The sequence below is a fragment of the Enterococcus sp. 4E1_DIV0656 genome (genome assembly GCF_002140695.1).
Taxonomy (GTDB): Bacteria; Bacillota; Bacilli; order Lactobacillales; family Enterococcaceae; genus Enterococcus_D; species Enterococcus_D entomosocium.
In genome coordinates this window covers 2,496,470-2,518,722 of sequence record NZ_NGLF01000001.1, presented here as the reverse complement: position 1 = coordinate 2,518,722, position 22,253 = coordinate 2,496,470, and the positions used below count along the sequence as shown (strand labels likewise).

Genomic DNA, 22,253 nt, shown 5'->3' with positions numbered 1-22,253 from the left:
TCCTCCTATGCCAAATGAAATTTTTTGCGTTGGATCGTCACGAAGAAACACATTTCGATCAGAAGCCAAACGCCTCCTAATAAAAGCAACCCTTTTTCCATCGTAAACCCTGCAGAACCAAAATAAAAACGTGTCGAGCCTGAAAGGACTTGTCCCACATTTTGATACAGATAGACATACAGCGTTTTATCAAGGTAAGCACTGAACCAACGTCTTTGGAAAATATAGGGTGAAAGCAAGCAAAAACCAGCCAAAAGCAAATTAACCAGTTCTGAGCGAAACAGGGCACTGAACAACAAGATGCCGCGACAATAAATAAACTGCAAAAAAAGCGTCGCAAGAAAACATTGGCCTATAAAAAGACCGATGGCTTGTGTTTCAAAAGCGTTGAAATCTGTGATCGGGTAGCGAGCATCAAAGGTCGGTGATAAAATCGTGACCGGTAGTTCCAGGGAACCAAAGCCGAATTGAATGCCAGAACCCAACCAGAGAAAGAACATGGTCCCAAGCGTTGCAATTGCAGAACCGACCATCAATACTGCCGTTTTGCTCCAAAGGATCTCTTCTGCCGATAATGGCAGTGAAAGAAATAGGGATTTATGTCTTCGTTCTTTTGGCAAACAATCGATCGCCAAAAATAAAGAAACAGCAAGCAATAGAATCGGTAAATATCCAGTAAAACTTCGCTGCAATGCCTGTATCCCCGTTTTTTGCTCCATGACTGCTTGCGAGAGTTTCTTATTCGGCAACTGGCTGAAGGCTTCCATAAGCTTAGCGGTTGAAGCATAACCAAAGCGACCGTCATAGGCAGCGTAGTAATTTTGAAACGTATAATAATCCGGTGTATAAAAAACATTTCGTTCATCGGTAAACTGCAACGCCAACTGGTACCACGTAGTTGTTCCTCGTGCATAAGCTTGCCAGTTTTCATCAGCTAGTGCATCTAATCGTTGTTTTTCCGCTTCGTTCCATGGGGTAAACATTTCAACTGCTAAGCTTGCCGACCAATGGTCAGAAGGATTGGCTGCTTGTTGATCAAGAAAATCTTGTCGCACAGTATAGCGTTGTTGCATTTCTGTTTTATCTACTCGTTCAATCGGGCGAAAATCTTTTTGCCAAAAACTGTAAACGCCGCTATAGATAAGAAGCAAGCAAAAAAGACCAATAGTTTTCTTGCTCTTTAAGAGTTGTCGTAATTCAAATAAAAAATAGTCTTTCATCCTTTGCCTCCTCTCAACAAGCGATTCTGTTTATCCGCAACGAGCATCAAAGCTATACAAAGGAAGATCCACACCACCGTCAGCAGCCAACTAGCATAGACTCCCCAAGAAGTACCAGAACCCAATGCAAAGGCGCCCGAATAAAATTTATCCATAGCAGCTATATGAACTGGTAACAGTGGGATCTTTTGCAGCATCGGAATCAAGCCGAGCCCATAAAAAAGCACCAGCAAAAAGAAAGAGACGTATCGATTGGCTGCGATCATGTTCATGACAAAACCTAAGCATTCGATCAAACCAATCAGCAAGCCAAAAGAAACCAGGCTATATAAAACGCTCTGCCAAAAAGGTAAGGCTACCCAATCCCCATTGTGATAGACGGCTACTGGATACTGCCAATCCCCGAACTCCCCCAGAAGGCTCATTGAAAGAAAGACGCCTAAGAAGAACACAATCAAAACGCCTAAATTTGTAATCCCTTTAACCACAATTTTACTTAACATCCGAATCGGAAAAATCTGCGGGTACGAGCGAATCAAAGAGAAGTGTTCTCTTTCTTCTATCAAATTGTCACTGGCAAAAAAAGCCCAAAAGAAGAAGCCAAAATTAAGCAAAAAGGTTATTGCCAAAGCGACAGCGGTCTGGGCATTGGCAGCCGTGAGGACCGGCTCTTTTTCTTGCTCGACTAAAGCTTGATAGACCTTCTGATCTTGTTCGATTGCCCATAAAGGTGGCAAAAATCCTTTGTCATCAACTTCTGACGCCCAAATCTGCTTTTTTAGTTCTGCAATTTGAATACTCGTTTGATTAAATCGTTCGTATTCTTCCATAATCAAGTTGGATAACTGTCGCGAAGTCAGTGTATTGTTTTCAAGTAAAAGTTGATACACCTCTTGTTCAGCAGGTGAACCCGACTGATTGGCTTGGTAGCGATCAACAAGCCGTGAGGCTTCCGCTTTTTCTGCAGTGATCGTGGCGGGTAAGTTGATGGGTTCCATCAGCTTCAAATAAATGGAAAAACAGCAACCTAAACTAAAGGCACCAATGAGCAGGAAGAGGAACGTTTTCTGTTTGACAGATTTAGCTAACTGGTTTTTAAAGTAGTTCATTTGCTCTCCTCTCAAAAAAATAATTATTCATTCTTTTAGCATACCTTTTATGGAAAAAAATGCAATCTAAAGTCTGAAAATTCTTTCAAATAGCATTAGTAAAAGTTATTGACAAACCTGTTGAAAATCAGGTAAGATATTTTCTAGACGCGGCGTGACAGAACTACCTCAGCCTGCGTTTCCTTCTATAGTATTTGCGGAAATGACGGAATGGCAGACGTGCAAGATTGAGGGTCTTGTGAGCAATCGCTCGTGTGGGTTCAAATCCCATTTTCCGCATCCTTACAGCTTCCCCATTATGGGAAGCTGTTTTTTTGTTTGCTCAAAAGATTCCCCATGGCGATCCTTCGATGAATTCTTTCGATCGCTTTGATCTTGAGCGTCTACTCCTAGAAAGTTGATACGAAGCTTCCTTTCCCAAATGTAAAAATCGATAAAAACTCTTTTATCATTGCATTTCACACTATTTTTCATATAAAATGAATAATATAACGATTATTCTCAAAAGCTGGTTCGATGCTCCGCTTTTTCTTATTGGCGGATCAGAAACAGTTGCCTGAATTTACTGGTGATGAAAAATCTTTTCAGCATTTTTCCCATTCACCTTCTCTCCTCCTTCCCCCAGATAAACAAACCTCTTCCGACCGTTTTCTCAGTTACTTTCGATAGAAAGAAGGAGCCTAATGAAAAAAAGAGTACTGATCACCCTATTGTCATTCGTTATTTTGCTTATCGGTTGCGCAAAGGCAGATGAAGAACTGTCAGAGACCGTTGCACTTGGCATCGACGCACGACTGGAATATACAAACCAATCCGGAACGGGCTGGGCCTATTATCACCCAGCAACCTTAGAGTTGTTGATTGCCGGCAGTCAAGCCGAATTGGCTATTTTGGAAGAGCTTGATTCTTCCGACGAAGATCTTTATCAGTTAATCAGCCACACAATTGATTTGATTGCAACCGCTGAACGAGCGTTAGTGGAGCGTCGGATCGATGTCCCTGCTTGGTTTGCTGCCCGCATTGGTTATAGCCAGGCTCTGGCTGCGATTCATGAACGGAGCCCTATCATTCTCAGTAATCATGACAACCTCAACCGTCTACTGGAGGTAGCAAACGAAACGATTCCTGAAGCCGACCCGCGTCAAAAGCTGGGGCTTTTGGCAGACGATATTGCGCAGCTTCAGCAGCTCACCGAAGATGAGCTAACTCTTCATCGCAGAATCAAACTTGACGACGAACTCACCGCCACTGTTTACCACACAAGTGAAACGAATGTTGACGTCTTCGTTTTTTCGAAGCCCGAAGAGGAGTACGCATCTGGATTTACTGTTCTTAATCGGGAAACTGCCGACGAGCAAAAAGCTGCATTCTATGAAACGATTTTACGAGGGCTGGTCGTAAATATTCCTCGTGAATCGTTAATGTTTATGAATCGATTCGATCAATCTTCAGATGAACATCAGCTGGCGGTGATGACCTATGGCTTTGATCATGACATTGATCAAGACATGGTCACTACCGTGTATCAACAGCTTCAAGAAGCAAACGCAAAACAAGAAGCAGCTACGGCTTTGCAGCAAGAGCAAAGCCAGCAAAACCAGGACGAACAAACTCAGACCGAGAATGAAGGAGCTTCAGAACAAAGACGAGCGATCGCACGTGCCGAATCCTATACGAACCTCATGGCTTTCTCACGTGCACGATTGATCCAACAATTAGAATTTGAAGGGTTTACCCATAATGATGCGCAATGGGCAGTTGATCAGCTCACGATTGATTGGAACGAGCAGGCGTTGAAGAAAGCAAATAGTTACCATTCCTTGATGAGTCTTCCTCCAGACAACATTCGCCGGTTATTGGCTTCCGAAGACTTTTCAGAAGAACAAATCGACTACGCGATGACAAACATGGGTAACTAAAAACTAGCGAAGAAAAGGGCATCGCGATGCCATATGCTGTTGTAGTGACCCCAAAAAATTTGGTTTTTTGGTCTAACTTTGGGGGTCAGTTGATGTCCCTTATACTGTGACTATGTTTATACCCAAGAAAGTGCTCGTACTGATGCGTTCATTCGTACAAATTGGCGAGGTTTACTAGAGTCTCACGAGGAGGAGAAAAATGAAAAAACAAGTTTTGTTGCCATTATTACTGATACTATCCCTGATTTCAGGATGTGGGACGATAAATTTAGCAAGCCCTGAGGAACTTTCTGAGCGCATCGGTGCAGCTTTAGATGCTGGTTGGGAACATACCTATCATGCAGAAAATCTTACTTATGATTTAAGTATTGAAAATCTCGAACTGATGATTCGAGGCAAAGAAGCAGAATTGGCCTTTCTAGACCAGGTCAATAGCAACTCAAAACACAAGGCGGCATTCATTGAAAACACGGAAACAATGATCGCACTCGCTCAAGAAGCGATCGAAGCTCGCTATCTGGATATGCCCAGTTGGGTTGCCGCTCGCAATGGCCGTATCGAAGCCTTACTTGCCATCCATGAAGAGAGCCCGATCATCGTCAGTAGACGAGCAAAATTGCAAGAATTATTCAACGAATACGAAGAGGATTTAGCACTAGTGACCGCTGGAGCAAACAATCCTCTTGCCGATGAAGAAGGAATTAATGAAGATACACGAGAAAAGCTTGGTTTGACACCTGATACACTTGAACACTTACACCAACAAAGCGATGACCAAGAAATCGAGTGGCAGAGTGCTATTGATTTGGCGAACGGCGTGACCATGAATGTCTTTTCAACAAAACATGAGCCAGTGGAGATTCTCACATTTACGAATGCTGGCGAAAAATACCCTGCCGCAATCACTTTGTTTAATGGGCAAACGACGGAAATCGTTCCCGAGATAATGACTCCTTACGAAGCCGTTTCCGCTTATTTTTACGAAATTGCCGATGCAGTTTATGAAACGATTCCAGTCGGTTATCGATTTCTGGTTGAATCACTATGGCTTGAACTGGAAAACGACAATCGTTTTCAATTTAGAACCTACGTGTTTGATAACGAAGTGACCGAGGAAACGATTTTAGCAGGGTTTCATTTCGCCCCGACTGTAGCAGCACGCTATGAGCGCGAAAACAATGCGACAGAACGAGAACGTGAAGCCTTTTTCCTCGTTAGAGCGCAAGGAAATCGTCGCTTTTATTCAAAACAAGAGATGGCAGAACTGTTAGAAACAGAAGGTTTCACTGCGGAGGAAACACAATGGGCACTAGAGACCCTTGACGTAGATTGGTATCGCCATGCTTTAGGGCGCGCCAATCAATCCCGCCGGGTGTTAGGGATCCGTCAAAGAAATATGGCCGCTCATCTTGAAGGGAACGGCTTCTTACCTGATGAGATCGAATTTGCGATTGAAAACATGGAAAATTAGTATGTAGTGGACGAGACAGATCCCATTCCCCATTTTTTCTTAGCGTAAACAAAAAACCGACCAATCTTCCTGTTTAAGATTGGCCGGTTTCTTTATTTTTTGGTTTTGATTGGTACCATGGCTTTGCGCCGATGCTGTTTCATTATTGCTTGAAGACCATAGACACCAACTCCGATAATTCCTGCAAAAGCCGAAAAAGCAATAAAAATCACAGGAGACGCCCCACTTTCTATTAATTGTTTCCCTTGGACAAAGAAAAATAAGCCCATGCTGATCAATAATGCTAGAAATAGTGATTGTCCCGCCCCGTTTTTTTTCATGCTTGCTCTCCTTTTACTTGATTATAGGTTATTCTCTCATTTCATGAATGAAAAAACCTCCATCTTAAGGCTGATTCTTTCTTTCGATGATCAGATTGATCCCATTCGGATCAGTCAAATGCAAGCGGCTGTCTGTTTCTAACTCATAAGAAACGCCACTTGCCTTTAGATGACTTCGTAACGTAGAAAAAGCAAAAGCTGGCAAAACGATCGTAAAGTACGCTAAGCCTAGATCCTTTTCCTCCATAGCTGGAACATTTCTTCCCATCCAAATATTCGATCCGATATGGTGATGATACGAACCAGCAGCAAAAAACTTTGCTTGGCTACCAAAATCTGAAGTCAAACGCATGCCTAAAACTTCGGTGTAGAATTCTTCTGTTTTTGCCAGATCCGCCACTTTCAAATGGACATGCCCCACCGTGGTGCCAACTGGAAAAGTCGTTTGTGATCGGTCAGCGGCTCCCAGCACGCCTTGCGCGTCCATTTCGATAGTAACGCCCACGATCTCACCGTCTGCTCGAATATCCCAGTCACTCTTCGGTTTGTCACGATACACTTCGATCCCGTTTCCTTCTGGATCGGTCAGGTATAACGCTTCACTATACCCATGATCGCTAGCACCATCCAGAGGGGCTTTGGCCTCCAAATAATGAATCAGCATATTTCCTAGGTCTTTACGGCTAGGCAAAAGAAACGCCGTATGGAAAAGGCCTGTTTTCCGTGTCAAAGGCAACGGATCACTCACCTTCTCTAGAACTAAAAGCTCTTGTGTCCCCACGCCTAATCGCGCGTGATCGGCACTTTGCTCCAATAAAGTCAGGCCGATCACGTCCGAATAAAACTGGCTCATTTTTTCTATATTCGCTACTTTTAAAACGACTTTGCCAATTGCGGCTGTTGCATCGATTTGATAGGTTGATTGAATCATTGTCATCGCTATTTCCTCTTTTCTAAACAGTTAAGTTCACTTGTACCTTTAAGTATAACACTAACTTTTAGTAAGTAAATAAATCTGCTTGTTGAGGAAAGGATTCCTTGATCTCCCGTGACTCCTTGTAACAAAGCTTTTCCTCATCAGTCACAATCAAAGACAGCTCGCTCACTTTTGCAATGCTTCAATCAGTGAAATGGTCGGCTGCATCGCTTCTTCGGTCGTCCCTTCTAACACAACATAACAAAATGGCTTGTATTCAGCGGTGATGGCCAATAGTTGTTGATAATCAATCCTTCCTTCTCCCAATGGCACTACCTTGATTTTACCATCGATTACTTGATAGTCCTTCAAGTGCAAGCAAACGATGGCATCACCAAAGCGGGAAAAAGCTTCCCTTGTCAAAGCGACTTGCTCTTGATAGTTCTTCGCCGTAATCAGATTGGTTGGATCAAAGATGATCCCTAAATAGTCAGACGGTACTCGTTCCAGCAATTCTTCGATTCGATCGATCGATGATAGTGGATGATTCAAGCCCGCTTCAATCCCTAGCATCACTTGATGTCTCTTAGCCACTTGGACCAAACGCTTGATCACCTGAACCAAATCATCGAAAACGACGTCACTGAAATTTTCCTCGGTATACCCCATATTTGGCAAAACCGAACCAGTTTCACTTGCAACCATAGCTGCATCAAAGTATTTGGCATGTGCGAGATAGGTCTCGAATCTGGATAAAATCGCTTCCCGTTTTTCCAGATCAGGATGGATCAGATTACTATAACAACTCAATAAAGCGACCTGAACATAAGATTGACCAAAAACACGTTTGAAAAAGCGGCCTAAACCAGGGCTTAATTGCTCTGGCTCTGCCCATTGCGGGAAGGATTTATTTAATGCAAATTGAATGTTATGAATGTTTTTGGCGGCAATTTTTTGCGCTAATTCTTCTGGGGACCCATAATTCTTTAAATCATGCCCCCGAACAGTTAGTTGAAACATAGCTTCTCCTTTCTTCACTGCTTTTGAAGCAAAAAGAAGACCAAGCAGCGAATCACTTCAACTGGTCTTGGTCTTCCAATCATTCAGCAGTAGCGGCTCCTCACTTCATCCATTCCTTCTCAACAGATGATCAGAACCTTTTGTGACCTTTATTGTTGTGAACGATAATCTTCCGTGAACTCATCAATGATTTGCTGTCCACCATTTCTTAAGAAGGTTTCGATCGCTGTATCAAACCCATCGATCTCGATTTCCCCAGTCATATATTGGTAGTAAGCGTCTGAGATTCCTTCAATCAAGCTTGACCATGAACGATCATAGGTTTCAGAGGTCAGCGATTGTGCAGGATTGATCACCGCAAATTCTTCATTTTCCCGAATCTTTTCATTGGCTAAGTTGACATATGGGTTGCTTGAAGGGAAAACTGTTACTAATTCTGATGGACGAGACGAAGAAAATGGTTGTACTTCTTGTTGCCACTTCGTATCATCTAAACGGACATAGACACCCTCATCATCAATTTCATAATGGACCCCTTCGATCCCTTGCGTCATCAAGGTAAACGGCTCTTCGTCCATCAAATCGTTGATAAATTTCAAAACAACACGTAAGTCTTCTTCGGTTTCAACATTGTTTTTCGGAATGGCTAACCAACCGCCCATTCCACCATTGGTATCAGAAAGGATACGACGTTCCACATTTTCATGGACGATATCATTGATCAAGACCCATTCCATATGCTCTTCATCAGTACCAGCTGCATCATCAATGTAGTTACGTACTTCTTGCAAACCACTCAATACAATCCCACCACGACCTTGAACGATATAGTTCTTCTGATCATTTTTCGCCATTACCGCAAAATCAGAATTCATCCAGCCGTTATCATAGATATTACGGAACCATTCCATTGCTTCTTTGTATTCTGGTTGCATAAAGGATGGCATCACTTCATCATCATCCGTGATCGTAAACCAATTGTCTGCACCAAAGTAACCTGAAAGTGAACGGAACCCAACATTAAAGGACTCATCACGTTCAACGAATCCGACCGTGTCATCTACCCCATTGCCATCTGGGTCTCCTTCTGTAAAGGCTTGTGCCACAGCTGATAATTCTTCTAAAGTCGATGGCACGTCCAACCCTAAATTGTCTAACCAATCTTTTCTTACGAGGACACCATAACGAGCGATCGGTTTTAGAAACGGTACACCATAGATATGACCATCGATCCGAGAAGATTCTAAGCGATCCTCAGAAATTTCTGCCAGATTCGGAAACTCTTCTAAATAGGGTTCCACATCCCAGAACATTCCAGATGCTAGCGAACTACGGACGGTTGTGTTATTGATTTCTGTCAAACTTACGATATCTGCTAAAGAATTTGACGCTAATGCTGCATTCAAGCGTTCTGTTTTTGATGCGTCCGGCACCCATGTAAAGTCGATCTCGACCCCTGTATATTCTTCTAACTTTTGTGTTACATCCCCAGACGGAGGTGAAGCGGTATGCAGCATTGCCATCCAAGAAATACTTGTTTTTTCATCACTTTCTGGTCCATCAGATGAACCTCCGCCATCGCCGCAGCCTGCTAAAAACAGTCCTGCACATAATAATAAACTTGCTACTTTCAACTTTTTCATTCGTTACCCTTCTTTCTCTATTTTTAGGGAATCATCATCGAGCGGATCTTTCCCTTGATACTTAAAGTACGTAAAATCGGCATAGCTTCCAGCAAAGTGATCTAGATCATGGGCACTGATTCCAATGAAATTCCCTGTAAAACCACCAGACAAGAACTGGATGTTTTGCTTTTTAAAGGGATGCCACGTTTGTGATTGCCGATAGAACCATTCTGCTTCTAGATAAGAACCGACTACTTTCAATCCGATCGGCTCACTTGAAGCAGCGAGGGGCAATTTATCTGGGAACAAGTGAAATTCTCCTTCACAACACCGAATCAGACGAAGGATCTTGCCGTCTTTTTCATCATAAGTCCCATAGAAAAACAAATAGTTTTCTTCGTTTAAGAACAGCGACAATCCAGCCATCTGATTAAACGATTGGGGGTGGTATTCCATCACTGTTTCAGCTTCAAAACAAAAGTCTTGTTGACGAATCGCCAATAAGTGCTTATGAAAGTTCGATTGCATCGATTCTCCGCCGATCAATCGCAAAAACCCTGGTCGCTTACTCAGATTGCACCACTCTTCATTGGGCAGCAATCGCCTACCGTTCCATGCTTTTTGCAATGATCCTTTAAAATCATCCATAAAAACAGCAGGTGATGCCCTTTGCTTCTGAGCGTCGCTAGCGAGTCTGATGGTTTGATCTGGGATCGTATCATCATTGCTAAGACGCAGCCATCCTTCGTGATCCCAATAGACGGTTTGGAGTGCCGTCTCTCGTCCAAGGATCGCTGCCTCTTCTACTGGCCGAGTCATCAAATAGCTCATGACCCATTCTCCTGATGGTGCAATCGTCAAACTGCCATGACCTGTACATTGAAAAGGGGAATCTTCGCGCTGATAGGCACGCATCATGGGAAAATGCGGATCTACTTCATAAGGCCCAGTGATGGTTTTACTACGACAAACCGTTACCGCATGACCTGCACCCGTTCCTCCTTCTGCCGTCAGTAAGTAATAACACTCATTGTGGTAATAAAGATGCGGTGCTTCAGTCTTCGCCAGCTGGCTTCCAGAAAAAATTGGCACTCTGTCACCGATCAAGCGGCCTTGTACTTCAGAGTATTCTTGGAGCACGATCCCCACCGATTTATTTGGTGTATCCTTACGATAATCCCAAAGCGCATTCAGTAACCAGATACGCCCCTCTTGATCATGAAACAAGGACGGATCAAAGCCACTACCATTTAAGTAAATGGGCTCACTCCATGGCCCATGAATCGTAGGAGCCGTGATGAGATAGTTTCGACAGTCTTTGAAGGGGCGTGTCGTGTTGCGAACATTTGTATAGACACAATAGTATTGTCCGTTTGCGTAACTGATTTGCGGTGCCCAAATGCTGCAATTTGCTGTGTTACCTAATAAATCCACCTGATTGGTCAGAATATCTGTTTCATGGGACCAATTGACTAGATCTCGAGAACAGTAGACCCGAATTCCTGGCAACCACTCAAAGGAAGAAACCGCTAAATAATAAGTATCCTCGACTTTTAAAATACTCGGATCAGGATGAAACCCTCTTAAAATCGGATTATTGATCACTGCCTTCATGCAACCCCTCCTTGTTTGCTGACTGTGTCCGTTGTTTTTTTGTTGTGTCGATCATCGCGATGGAGAAAACAAAAACCCGCCGCTAAAAAGAAACAAAAGGCAATCGGAAAAGCGATCATTTGACTACCAATCAATGTCACGACACCAGTCAAAAAATAAATAGCACAAGATTGCTTTCGATAATTACGATAGCGAACCAGCATCGTCGCCACTGAAACCAATATCAGGAGTGCCAACAGCGTGAAGCCAAACCAAGCACCGAGTGTTTGAAATTGCGCCAATGCTGCTTCTGCCGTCATTTGATTCAGTACAGTGGGAAACGCACGTTGAAAGATCTCTTCGAACTGCTGGACAGTCATTTGATTGATCGCCAAGGAAAAGCCGCCCATCAACACCAGAGCGAGAACCATCCCGATCCAGCCAGACCATTTTGCCTTGCTCATTTTTCTATCACTCCTTCGATAGTCACCCATTCAGGACGTTTGGGGCTTGATTGATAACAACACATTCGCTCCGTGAACGCGACCGTTTGGTGGTTTGCTGTTTTTCCCCAATCAGACCATCCGCAAGGGGCGAGCTGTTGATCAAAGCAGCAGGATAAAAAGGTTACTTTGGCTTCATTGCGCCAAGGGCGGCCTAGATAATAGGCTTTGTCCCCTGTCACCCGACACCGATCGAAGGTTAACCCGCTTGCTTGTTTGCTAGTTGAGGCAGCAGTAACGTAGTTCGTTTGTGGTGTATTTTTACAATGCAAGCGACACTCTTCAAAGGTGGCGGACCCACCGCCAAAAATAAAATCGACTGTTCCACTAATCCTGCAATGCAAAAACAAACTCTGTTGTTGGTCAAAGATTGTTTTTCGCCAAGGACTGATCATTGGTTCGCCTTCTTTGGTATATTTTGGCAATGGACCCAGACACAAGGTATCTTGAAAAGCATCGAGATGACAGCGTTCGAAGCGAATGTCATCCCCTTCGATATAGACGGCAACTGCTTGCCCGACTGCTTGCCCATACCCTGCGTCATTGATGATGGTCAGGTTTTTTACAAAGACTTCTCGGCTATTGATAAAGAGCGTCGCTGTTTGAAAGGTTCCTCTTTTTTGCCCATTTTCATCGGTTTGCTCGGCAGCCAAGTGGTAGCATAAGAACGTGTTAGGTTCCCCGATCAACGTAAGCTGGTTTTTATAGATTTTCACCTGTTCTTGATACACGCCAGAGGCGATCGTGATCTCACAAGGTGCGTTTAAGGCTTCAGCAGCCAACACGGCTGCTTGGATACTCGTAAAATCACCCTTTTGCGGCTCTTTACTAACCTTTAGCTTGATAGGAGGTGTTGTTTTAGAAATTCGATCCACTGCGCTCTCATCTCCTTGGTTTCTTCATGACCACCTGGCAAGCAACACGCCTGCCAATGCTCCTTGTAGCCTATTGCTTCATAATGCTGCCCGACCTGCTGATCCAAACGAGCGACGCCGCTTGAGGGGCAGCCACGATCCTCTTTGCCAACCAAACTTAAACGCGGGCGTGGTGCGATCTGTTTTTGGATCGCCGCAGTCGTAAAGTCTTTCAACACATTAGGAACATAATAGTAAAACCCATGTTTGCTTAGACGGTCCTCTTCGATCAATGCTTGATAGTCCACTTGTGCTGCCATGTCCACCACCACTGATATCCGTTCATCTAGCGCTGCCAACCACCAGCTCATCAAGCCCCCCATAGAAAGTCCCAATGTGGCGATAGCGGAACGTTTCACTTCTTTACGGGAAGCAAGATAGGTTAAAAACTGTTGATTGTCATAGATTCGTTGTCCCCATAATGTTTTGCCTTGCAACAGAAACCGCTTGTAGCTATCATTCTCACCGTTTTTTCGTTCGCCAAAGCCCCACATGTCGATCACTCCAACGGTGACGCCCAGCTTCATAAATGCAGCGAATAGGCTTTCTTTTTGCATATACGGTGGACTTTGTCGCAGTTCTTCTTTCCCCATCGTGAAGTCGCCGCCATGAGAATGATTGAACAAAACGAGTGGAGCAGGTTGCTGAGAGCTGGGATAAGCAAAGTATGCAGGGACATCCTCTTCTTGATTTAATCGTAGAAGTAAATGTTCCAAGGTATAATTTTGCACCTGCTCTTTTGTTTGCTGAACCACTTGTGGTGCAACTTTCATATCAGGACCTAGCAGCTGAAGTAACTGAGGATCCCTCACAAAAAATCTCCTTGAAATGCCAGAGGCTGACGATTCTCAAATGACTGTGTGACGGTGATTTCCCGGCTATTCTCGATATGGAACGCTTCAGTTACACCTTCCAAATTGATACGATCAAACTGAATATTCCGTCCACAGCCAATATAAAAACCTTGTTTTGTCATCTCTTCGATACCTGTCATCATCGCAGGCTTTCCTGGAATTGGGTGCTCAGCCATAGAGACGGCAATATCTTGGAAAGTGATATCTGAAATAAATTGTTCAGCCAAGCCATAAACAAACCCAGCGGCCGCATGGACATTCCGAGCCGAGATATTTGCAAAATGAATTCTCCGGAAATGAGGGGTTTCCTCGGTGATCGGGTACGGATTTTTATCCCAAACATACTTTTCTTTGCCTTTCGGTCCACAGAAATAGTAAAGATTTAAAGTGAATGGACAGATGACATTATCCATCACAATGTTATTCACTCGAATATCTTCGATCGTTCCGCCACGTCCACGACGTGATTTCAAACGAACCCCACGATCGGTATCTTGAAAAATACAATTACTAATAGTGACATTACGAATATCGCCGCTCATTTCACTCCCTAGAACGACGGCCCCATGCCCATGAAGCATATGGCAATTTACGATCGTGATATTCTCACAAGCGACCCGTTCTTTAGTGTCCTCCGTTCCTGATTTGATGGCGATGCAATCATCACCAACATCGATATGACAGTTACTGATGCGGACATTTTTACAAGATTCAGGATCGATCCCATCCGTATTTGGCGAATCCGCTGGATTTTTGATGCGAAGATTATCGATCGTTAGATTTTGACAAAGAATCGGATTGACGGTCCAACTGGGTGAATCGACAAGACGGATATCTTTCAACGTAATTTGCTGGCAAGAGTCAAAACTGATTAATTTTGGTCGTGGATAAGCAAGCTGTTCACGATTTTCCCGAAAGGTCTTCCACCATCTTTGCCCTTGCCCATCAAGCATTCCTAGTCCTGTGACAGCGATATTTTCCGCATTCTCGGCATATAAACAAGAGGCATAAACTTCCCGTTTGACCCCTTCCCAGCGAGACACGACGACGGGATAGTCTTTGGGATCATCAGAAAATACTAAGGTCGCCCCCAATAGTAGGTGCAGTTCAATGTTACTTTTTAAAAAGAGCGCACCCGTCGGATAGCGTCCTGCTGAAAAAGTGATTCTGCCTCCTCCTTGTTGATGCAATTCATCAATTTTTTCTTGAATCGCTTCTGTCAACAGACCTTCTTTTCCTTGTAAATCAGCTGTAGTCAATTGGATATTCATTTCTTGCTTCCTTCCTCCGTTAATGGTTGCAGCAGTAAACTCGCTTGTAAAAAGGCACCGTATCCTTTGAAATCATTCGTGATAACGGGTTCACTGATATAGTAAACAAACGTACCATCCCGATTATCTGGTCCACCAAGACCAGCAACTTCACAGTTTCTGATCAGATTCAACCAACCTTCTTTTGTTAAAAAGACAAACTCATCCAGCAATCCTTGATAGGTCTCTTGGGCAAACACTTGCCATTTTTGATCGATGATCCCTGCTTTGACCGCTTTCGCTGTTGCGTAACAAATCATTGAAGAAGCGGATGCTTCTAAATAATTCCCACGCTCCCTGCCTTTATCTAAGACTTGATACCACACTTTTTTCTGGGGATCTCTTACTTTAGCAAGAGGTTCTAGACAGGAGACAAACATGTTTTCTAATGGATTCTTCAGCTCTGATTCCCCTAATAGCACCATCGTATCTGTGAGAGCCATCATGAACCATCCCATTGACCGTCCCCAGAAATTTTTTGAACAACCGGTCTTGGGATCTGCCCACGGCTGGACTTTTTGTTCATCCCACGCGTGATACAAAAGACCCGTTTTTGGATCTAGGGTATGCGTAAAGCATAAGGTGAATTGCTTGATTACATCTGCCAATGCTTCTTCTTTATCAAATGTCAGTGCGTATTCTGTCAAAAATGGGGCCCCCATATATAAGCCATCTAACCACATTTGATACGGATAGATTTTTTTATGCCAGAACCCGCCTTCGCTCGTTCTTGGCATCTGCTGTAATTGTTGATACAGCGTGTCCAAGGCGATCTTGTATTTTGACGCTCCTGTTTCTTTGTATAGCAAGAATAAACATTTGCCATTATTGATGTAATCGATATTCATCGCATCCATCTGATAGTTTTTGATACGACCGTCTTCGTCAATATAAACATCCATCGTGTTTTGGATATAGTCGAAATAGCGTTTGTCACCAGTCTGTTCATAGGCTTCTTTCACGCCTTGCAAAACGACCCCGATGTCATAGGACCATTTTCCGTGATAAATTTTTTCTTTGCATAAGTAGTCATAGCGCTCAAATAATGTGTTCAAAGCAATTTCCGAATAGTTCTTCATGTACGATACTTCCTTTTATTGTAGTCTCCTCAATTCATAGAGCTGTTTCAATGAATCCGTTTTACTGGCTGTATTTCATGAGGGTTCAACTTGTTTTGCTATTTTTCAGGTGTTTTCTAGTGACCGTTTTGTTCACGGACCAGTAAAAGTCTTTGAGCCGTTTTCTTTAGATAATGACCTCATCTCCTTTACTGGCAACGGTTTGCTCCGTAGTCGATGCCGTTTTTGAAACCACCTGATCTGTTTCAATTGGGTGGATATCTTGAAGAATTTTTTTACCAGCAAGGGCAAAAACACCACCAACTAAGCTGCTCCCCATCAAAATGAGGCCGATCAAGAAATAGCTGCCAAGAACTAAATAGCCAACGATCAAAATCGACCAACTAATGATCGAATAATGCAGATAGCCTAAACCTAACAACGCACTCCCTCGCAGGATCTCAAACACGGTCACAAAGTTAGTGGCTGCCATGACGGTATACACGTGCATGAATAAAAAGAGAAACGCAATCAAAAAGAGGACATTCGCTACTTGGATAAACCATGGAAATGGCGCAAATATGTTGGTGATCACGATCGCTGCAATGATGAGAAACAACCAACTGATCAGCACCGATTGTCGGAACCGTTCTTTACTATAGTAGAAAAAACTTTTGATCAAAGGCGGTCGTTCGTGAAGACGAAGCCAGCGATCATAATATTTCATCATGGCATACGAGGCTGGTCCGATTCCCAAAAAGATTCCCCCCAGAAGTGTCACACTTAGCCAAAGAAAATGAAGGGCGATCAGGGTCAAAAACGCGGTTAGCCCATCGTTGATTTTCGTGATTTTCTCAATCGTCATATGATCCCCTCTTTCTTAATAGATACCATCTTCCCCAATTTTTTTCGCCAAACGATTCGCAAAAACAACGAGGATCAAACCTACAAGACCTTTAAACAGCCCAACAGCTGTCGAGTAACTCAATTGACCATTTTGAATCCCGGCGGTATAGACAAAGGTATCAAAGATTTGGGCAACCTCACGGTTCATTGAGTTCATTAATAGGAACATATGCTCAAAGCCCATATCTAAGATCGAACCGATTTTTAAAATCATTAAGGTCACAATCGTCGGACGAATACACGGCAACGTGATGTGCCACATTTTACGTAGTTTGCCAGCCCCATCCATATCCGCAGCTTCATAAAGCTGTTCATCAACATTGGTAATAGCGGCTAGATAGACGATCGTCCCCCAACCGGCACCTTTCCAAAGATCTTGGAAAATGTACATTGGACGTAGCCAAGTACGGCTAGTTAAGAATGGGATACGTTCCCCACCAAGACTTTCGATCATGTTATTGATCACACCGCCTTCAGTCGTCAACAGGACGTAGAAGATTGAAACTACGATCACCCACGACATAAAATGAGGCAAATAAATAATCGTCTGGATACTTTTTTTCAAGCGACGGTTATTTACTTCATTTAACATAAGCGCCAATAAAATAGGAAAAGGGAAGGAAATCGTGATATTTAAGAAAAACATGATCAGCGTGTTGCGCATCAACATCACAAAAGTATCTTCAGTAAAGAGCCGAATAAAATGAGTAAACCCAACAAAGGGACTGCCTAAGATCCCTAAGAATGGCTGGTAGTCTTGAAAAGCGATGACTAAACCGCCCATTGGAATGTAACGAAAGATAATAAAATATAAAATACCTGGCAATACCATAATATAGAGCGCACGATTTTTTCTGATTTGCGCCCATTTTTTCTTTTTCAACCGCAGTCGCTGTTCTTCTTCAGTAAGTGGCGAGAAGTAATTATCAACTTTTGTTTCCATACTTGTTCCTCCGAGTTTTTTTGATTTGATAGTCCCATGGTAGCGTGTAAGAAAGATAACGTATATAATCATTTTCTCAGCATTGGAAAGGCATACATTTTTTAGGATTATTTCTCGGTCGAATTGGAAAACCATTGATTTATCAACGTTTGTCATGATTGTGATTTTTTTAACATGTAAAAGTGATTATATACGTTGTCCCCGCCTCATGATACGTTGGAAATACCTATTTAAGTAAAAAAAGATGGAGGTTTTTCCTATGCAACAAACCCTAAAAAAAACGAACCGCCCGAAGAGTGAACGGGTTGTTCAAGGATTTATTATCGGTTTTCTACTACTCTTTACCTTAATGTGTCTCTTGCCTTTTCTGAACATTCTCGGAAGCTCCTTTGCTTCTTCTTCTGAGATTGCGACACGAACATTTATCATTATCCCACGTGAATTTAGCTTAAATGCTTACCGGTATATTCTCTCGACTCCCACGATTTTTACGAGTATTGGTGTTTCCCTTTTTGTGACCATCGTCGGAACGGTTCTTTCAATGATCTTGACCTCTTTTATGGCCTATGCTCTTTCAAGAAAATATTTGCATGGACGTGGCATCTTCAATTTTATTGTCGTATTTACGATGTTGTTTAGCGGAGGGATGATCCCAAGTTTTATTTTGGTACAAAGCCTCGGCTTGATCGATTCTCTCTGGGCACTGATCTTACCGAGCGCCATCAGTGCATATAATATGATCATTATGAGAAACTTTTTCCAAGGGATTCCTGATAGTTTAGAGGAATCCGCAAAAATGGATGGTTGCTCTGATTGGGGCGTCTTTTTCCGTATCATCTTACCTCTTTCCTTACCATCGATTGCGACGATCTCTTTGTTCTACGCTGTTAGTTATTGGAATACTTATCAATCAGCGATTTTGTACATCAATGATTCAGCGAAATGGCCGATCCAAGTGCTCCTTCGACAAATCGTGATTGTCTCCAGCGGGATGAACGCCGATGCCGCTAGTGTCGATGTTGTCCCCCCAGCACAATCCGTGAAAATGGCCGTGATCGTCGTTGCGACTTTGCCAATGTTGATCGCCTATCCATTTGTCCAGAAGTATTTCGTGAAAGGTGCCATGGTTGGTTCCGTCAAAGGGTAACCAACAGGCAGCAAAGAAAAAAAGCGTTTTTTGATCGTTGATCAAAAACGCTTTTTTTCTTTTAGTCTTTGGATCGTTTGCGATACTCTCCGGGTGTCATCTGTTCTTTCTTTTTGAAAAAGCGGATGAAGTTTTGAGAGTTGGTATATTGTAGGTTGGCGGCGATTTCTTTGATGGTCAAATCGGTTTCTCTTAACCACTTTTTCGCGACTTGCAATCGATAGTTTTGTAAGTAATCGGCAAAATTGATGGATAATTCCTTTTTAAACACATTACTTAAGTAATTGGCATTATAATGCAACTGTTCAGCAATGCTATCTAAGGAGAGATCTTGGTCGTATTGTTGGTGTACGATCAAGACCATCTTTTCAGACAAGGAGCGAATTTCTCGATCTGTTTTGGCTTGTGTCGTTTCAACGATAGGTAAAACTAACTCTTGATAGATGATTTGCTCAACTTTGAACAAACTGGTTTGGTTGAGCACGGATTGATAAACTTTACGACTATTCTGCAAGCTAGTATGATCTGCTCCTAAGAGTTGTCCTAGCTGAACGATACTGTTGATCAACTTAAACAAGGCACTTTCAATCGTCAACGGATTTTTGTTTTCATGAATGATTTCGCGTACGACTTCTGTGTAACTCGTTTTGATGGTCGCTAGATCCCCACTACGCATTGCATCCAAAAAGGTGCTTTCTGCTTCTCTAGGGTACTGAACGATCGCGTTATTGTCTAATTGTGCCGCAATGTCGTCAAAAAAGATAATGACTTCTTCCCCTAAATTCATTCGATAGTGCAAGGCTTCTTTGGCGTTATCAACCGCTAATTTGGTTTCTACGAGGCGGTCGTAGGATTGTGAGACCCCACAACTTATTTTGATTTTCAAGTAATCTTTTGCTGCTTGATGGATCTTTTGACAATAGGTCAATACTTGTTTTTGGTCAACTGATTCAGGAAGCTTTAAAATTGTTCCTTGGGTTTCTTGACTGGAGATGATTGGCTGAAAACGCAAATTCGCCGGAATGATTTCAGAAACGAGATTCTCGATGGCAAGCAAGAAAATATCAATAGTCGCTGTTTCTCGTCCACACAAATCATCGATTTGAATCAGTAATACGGCAAAGTGTTCCGTTTCGGATACTTCATACCCAAATTGTGACAGTTTTAAGTGACTATCTGCTTCTGAGATACAGCCGCGGAACAAATTTAATAGAAACAAGGATTCTAACTCGGGCTTTTGGTGTTCAACTTTGACGGCGAGATCGTGGTTTTGATGTAAGACCTGGTCGATATCGGAAATCAACTGATTAACTTCTAATTTCTGACCTTGTTTTTTGGGCTTTAAAAGCTCTCCGATCCGATTGATGGGTGAGGTAGCCACGATCGCAATGCGATAGGATACTAATAAAAAGAGGATGATCAAAAGACTGCCAATCACGATCAAACCGCTTCTTAATTCACGGATTGCTTGCGAAACACTGGCAGGTGCCAGCCGGATCACATGATACCACTGATTGTAATCCGATTGTGTGACCACATACTTATTGTTTTCTTTGTCAGTGAAGATGCCATCGTCGTGGGCAGCTGCGATCATTGTTTCGTGTAAGTCAGAATCGATCACTTCACCATTATCGAAAAGTAGTTGTCCGTCCGCATGAAATATATTCAAAAAGGAATCGTCATGATCTGCCACCAACTGTGCAATGGTATGGTCTTGGATTTCAGCGATCCCCAAAGCAGTGGTTTCCTGTCGAAAAACAGGCAGCGTCATCACCATTTTTAAATAGCCATCTTCTGGCAACCAATACAAGTAGCGTTGGTTGTCAATCAACGCTTGAAAAGCAGCGAATTCAGTATCATCGATCTGTTTTAAGGAGCCTTCTTCGATTTTCCAATGCTGATTCAAATTCACCAATTGGTAGCTGGCGTTTTCGATCCCCATCACACCAATGTAAGCAAGTTGCGAATTGATCTCTCGCACTTGTCGATAATTCGTCACGGAAAATGGCTGTTCCATCGTATCGGAAAAGCTTTGAGTACTGCTATATGTAGAAAAGGCATACTCTACCATCTGAATTTTTTGATCCAGATTTTCTTTGACTTGGTTGACCAAATTATGTTGACTTTGCAAAAACGTTTCTTGAATGTTTTGATACGTTCGATGATAAATGACCCCACTAAACCCAATGATTAAAGCGCTACCAATTAGAAAAATCAAAATAAATATTTTATAAAACAAGTTGGATGTTTGATGATAGCTTAAAAAGAATTTCATAGACTCCCTCCCATTACCTAACTATCTTCTTTTATACTAGCACATCCCAGAAAAAGTTCCTATGTTATTTCGAAAAATGTTTCACGTGTGCATCCTTGGTGTATTGACATTCTCGTGGGAACAAGCTATGCTTGAATCAAGCAAAAAGGAAGAAGGTTTTCTATGGTCACGATCAAAGATATCGCCAAAGTCGCTGGTGTTTCACATACAACTGTTTCTCGTGCGTTAAACGATAGCCCATTAATCAAGCCAGAAACAAAAAAGAAGATCGCAGCCATCGCTGAATCTTTACACTATGTGCCCAATGTCAATGCCAAAAGTCTGGTGAATCAGAAATCTTATATCATTGGTCTTTATTTTTCTCATCTATCCATTGGTACTTCCGATAGTTTTTTAGTCGAAGTGATCAAAGGAATCAGTGATACCCTACCATCCGAATATACTTTGGCGGTTCATGAATTATTGCAATCCGATACATTTGATGAAGAGCCGAATCGCCTAGATGGAGCGATCGTGATGAGTCAAAGTGATCGTGATGACGGCTTTATCGCTGCTCTTTCAAAGAAAAACATTCCCATCGTCGTTTTGAATCGTCAATTGCAGGATGCAACCTTGATGAATGTCACTAGTAATGATGCCCAAGGGGTCTATCAAATGATGACCTATGTGCTTGAACAAGGCTTTCGAAAGATCGCCATGATCGAAGGGATCGCTTCCTTTGGTTCCGCTAGAGAGCGTCGCAAAGGATTTATGAAAGCGATTCAAGAAAAGCAGCTTGTCTGCCCGAAAGAATACTTCGTAGCTGGCGACTACTCGTTGGAAAGTGGTCAGCTGGGTGCCCAGCAACTACTCGCTTTACCTGAACCACCTGAAGTGATTTTTTGCGCCAATGATGATATGGCGATCGGGGCGATCAATGCCTGTCATCAAGCAGGACGAAAGATCCCAGAGGAGATCGGTATCATCGGTTTTGATGATAGTTCTTTTTCTCCCTATACGTATCCCCCTTTAACAACGATCCGCAAACCAGTCTATGAAATGAGTCAATTGGCAGCAACTCTGCTGTTGCAAGCATTTGCCAATCAAGTAGTTGAGAAACAACATTTCTTTGATACCTCGTTAATCATTCGTCAATCGCTGTAAGCCTCTT

At 42.8% G+C, this 22,253-nt stretch carries 19 protein-coding genes and 1 tRNA gene; 5 read left to right on the top strand and 15 right to left on the bottom strand.

The window, feature by feature from the left end; all coding sequences use genetic code 11:
- Nucleotides 1–5: 5 nt before the first annotated feature.
- Together A5882_RS11915 and A5882_RS11910 are read right to left on the bottom strand one after the other, a co-directional pair.
- On the bottom strand, nt 6–1,220 hold the full coding sequence (locus A5882_RS11915) for an ABC transporter permease subunit (RefSeq protein ID WP_086372818.1): 1,215 nt from the start codon (nt 1,218–1,220) through the stop codon (nt 6–8).
- A complete protein-coding gene (locus A5882_RS11910; RefSeq protein ID WP_008381497.1) occupies nt 1,217–2,329 on the bottom strand; it encodes a hypothetical protein in 1,113 nt (370 codons plus the stop codon). Before A5882_RS11910 ends, A5882_RS11915 begins: the two co-directional genes overlap by 4 nt.
- 196 nt (nt 2,330–2,525) lie before the next feature.
- Between A5882_RS11910 and A5882_RS11905 the strand changes: the two genes are divergently transcribed.
- The 3 genes from A5882_RS11905 to A5882_RS11890 all read left to right on the top strand — a co-directional run bounded on the left by A5882_RS11905 (nt 2,526) and on the right by A5882_RS11890 (nt 5,719).
- Nucleotides 2,526–2,608 (top strand) — tRNA-Leu (locus tag A5882_RS11905).
- Between the two features lie 404 nt (nt 2,609–3,012).
- On the top strand, nt 3,013–4,248 hold the full coding sequence (locus A5882_RS11895) for an Ltp family lipoprotein (RefSeq protein ID WP_008381499.1): 1,236 nt from the start codon (nt 3,013–3,015) through the stop codon (nt 4,246–4,248).
- 199 nt (nt 4,249–4,447) lie between these two features.
- Complete coding sequence (locus tag A5882_RS11890) at nt 4,448–5,719, top strand: hypothetical protein (RefSeq protein WP_008381501.1); 1,272 nt, start codon at nt 4,448–4,450, stop codon at nt 5,717–5,719.
- A 92-nt stretch (nt 5,720–5,811) separates the two neighbouring features.
- Here the strand turns inward: A5882_RS11890 and A5882_RS11885 are convergent, their stop codons facing one another.
- From A5882_RS11885 to A5882_RS11830, 12 genes are all read right to left on the bottom strand, one after another.
- On the bottom strand, nt 5,812–6,039 hold the full coding sequence (locus A5882_RS11885) for a hypothetical protein (protein ID WP_005229963.1): 228 nt from the start codon (nt 6,037–6,039) through the stop codon (nt 5,812–5,814).
- Between the two features lie 64 nt (nt 6,040–6,103).
- On the bottom strand, nt 6,104–6,976 hold the full coding sequence (locus A5882_RS11880; RefSeq protein ID WP_086372817.1) for a VOC family protein: 873 nt from the start codon (nt 6,974–6,976) through the stop codon (nt 6,104–6,106).
- Nucleotides 6,977–7,141: 165 nt separating this feature from the next.
- Nucleotides 7,142–7,975, bottom strand: a complete 834-nt coding sequence (locus A5882_RS11875; protein WP_008381505.1) for a sugar phosphate isomerase/epimerase — start codon at nt 7,973–7,975, stop codon at nt 7,142–7,144.
- A 149-nt stretch (nt 7,976–8,124) separates the two neighbouring features.
- Nucleotides 8,125–9,618, bottom strand: coding sequence for an extracellular solute-binding protein (locus A5882_RS11870; protein WP_016613309.1), 1,494 nt, complete (start codon nt 9,616–9,618; stop codon nt 8,125–8,127).
- 3 nt (nt 9,619–9,621) lie between these two features.
- Nucleotides 9,622–11,214, bottom strand: coding sequence for a glycoside hydrolase family 43 protein (locus tag A5882_RS11865; protein WP_016613308.1), 1,593 nt, complete (start codon nt 11,212–11,214; stop codon nt 9,622–9,624).
- Nucleotides 11,211–11,657, bottom strand: a complete 447-nt coding sequence (locus tag A5882_RS11860) for a DUF4064 domain-containing protein (RefSeq protein ID WP_008381512.1) — start codon at nt 11,655–11,657, stop codon at nt 11,211–11,213. Before A5882_RS11860 ends, A5882_RS11865 begins: the two co-directional genes overlap by 4 nt.
- The gene (locus tag A5882_RS11855; RefSeq protein WP_016613306.1) at nt 11,654–12,571 is read right to left on the bottom strand and encodes a pectinesterase family protein; all 918 of its coding nucleotides are present in this window, start codon (nt 12,569–12,571) and stop codon (nt 11,654–11,656) included. The genes A5882_RS11860 and A5882_RS11855 overlap by 4 nt, the downstream gene beginning before the upstream one ends.
- Nucleotides 12,532–13,422 carry a dienelactone hydrolase family protein gene (locus A5882_RS11850; RefSeq protein WP_016613305.1) on the bottom strand — a complete coding sequence of 297 codons (891 nt, stop codon included), beginning with the start codon at nt 13,420–13,422 and terminating at the stop codon, nt 12,532–12,534. The genes A5882_RS11855 and A5882_RS11850 overlap by 40 nt, the downstream gene beginning before the upstream one ends.
- Complete coding sequence (locus tag A5882_RS11845; protein WP_016613304.1) at nt 13,419–14,735, bottom strand: glycoside hydrolase family 28 protein; 1,317 nt, start codon at nt 14,733–14,735, stop codon at nt 13,419–13,421. Before A5882_RS11845 ends, A5882_RS11850 begins: the two co-directional genes overlap by 4 nt.
- The gene (locus A5882_RS11840; RefSeq protein WP_016613303.1) at nt 14,732–15,853 is read right to left on the bottom strand and encodes a glycoside hydrolase family 105 protein; all 1,122 of its coding nucleotides are present in this window, start codon (nt 15,851–15,853) and stop codon (nt 14,732–14,734) included. Before A5882_RS11840 ends, A5882_RS11845 begins: the two co-directional genes overlap by 4 nt.
- Before the next feature lie 166 nt (nt 15,854–16,019).
- A complete protein-coding gene (locus A5882_RS11835; protein ID WP_005236490.1) occupies nt 16,020–16,697 on the bottom strand; it encodes a YesL family protein in 678 nt (225 codons plus the stop codon).
- Between the two features lie 15 nt (nt 16,698–16,712).
- Complete coding sequence (locus A5882_RS11830) at nt 16,713–17,681, bottom strand: sugar ABC transporter permease (RefSeq protein WP_008381525.1); 969 nt, start codon at nt 17,679–17,681, stop codon at nt 16,713–16,715.
- A gap of 259 nt (nt 17,682–17,940) precedes the next feature.
- Here A5882_RS11830 and A5882_RS11825 point away from each other — a divergent pair, with 259 nt between their 5' ends.
- Nucleotides 17,941–18,828, top strand: coding sequence for a carbohydrate ABC transporter permease (locus A5882_RS11825; protein ID WP_008381527.1), 888 nt, complete (start codon nt 17,941–17,943; stop codon nt 18,826–18,828).
- 61 nt (nt 18,829–18,889) lie between these two features.
- Here A5882_RS11825 and A5882_RS11820 read toward each other — a convergent pair whose 3' ends face one another.
- A complete protein-coding gene (locus tag A5882_RS11820) occupies nt 18,890–21,103 on the bottom strand; it encodes an AraC family transcriptional regulator (protein WP_086338118.1) in 2,214 nt (737 codons plus the stop codon).
- A 162-nt stretch (nt 21,104–21,265) separates the two neighbouring features.
- Here A5882_RS11820 and A5882_RS11815 point away from each other — a divergent pair, with 162 nt between their 5' ends.
- The gene (locus A5882_RS11815; RefSeq protein ID WP_086338117.1) at nt 21,266–22,246 is read left to right on the top strand and encodes a LacI family DNA-binding transcriptional regulator; all 981 of its coding nucleotides are present in this window, start codon (nt 21,266–21,268) and stop codon (nt 22,244–22,246) included.
- Nucleotides 22,247–22,253 lie beyond the last annotated feature (7 nt).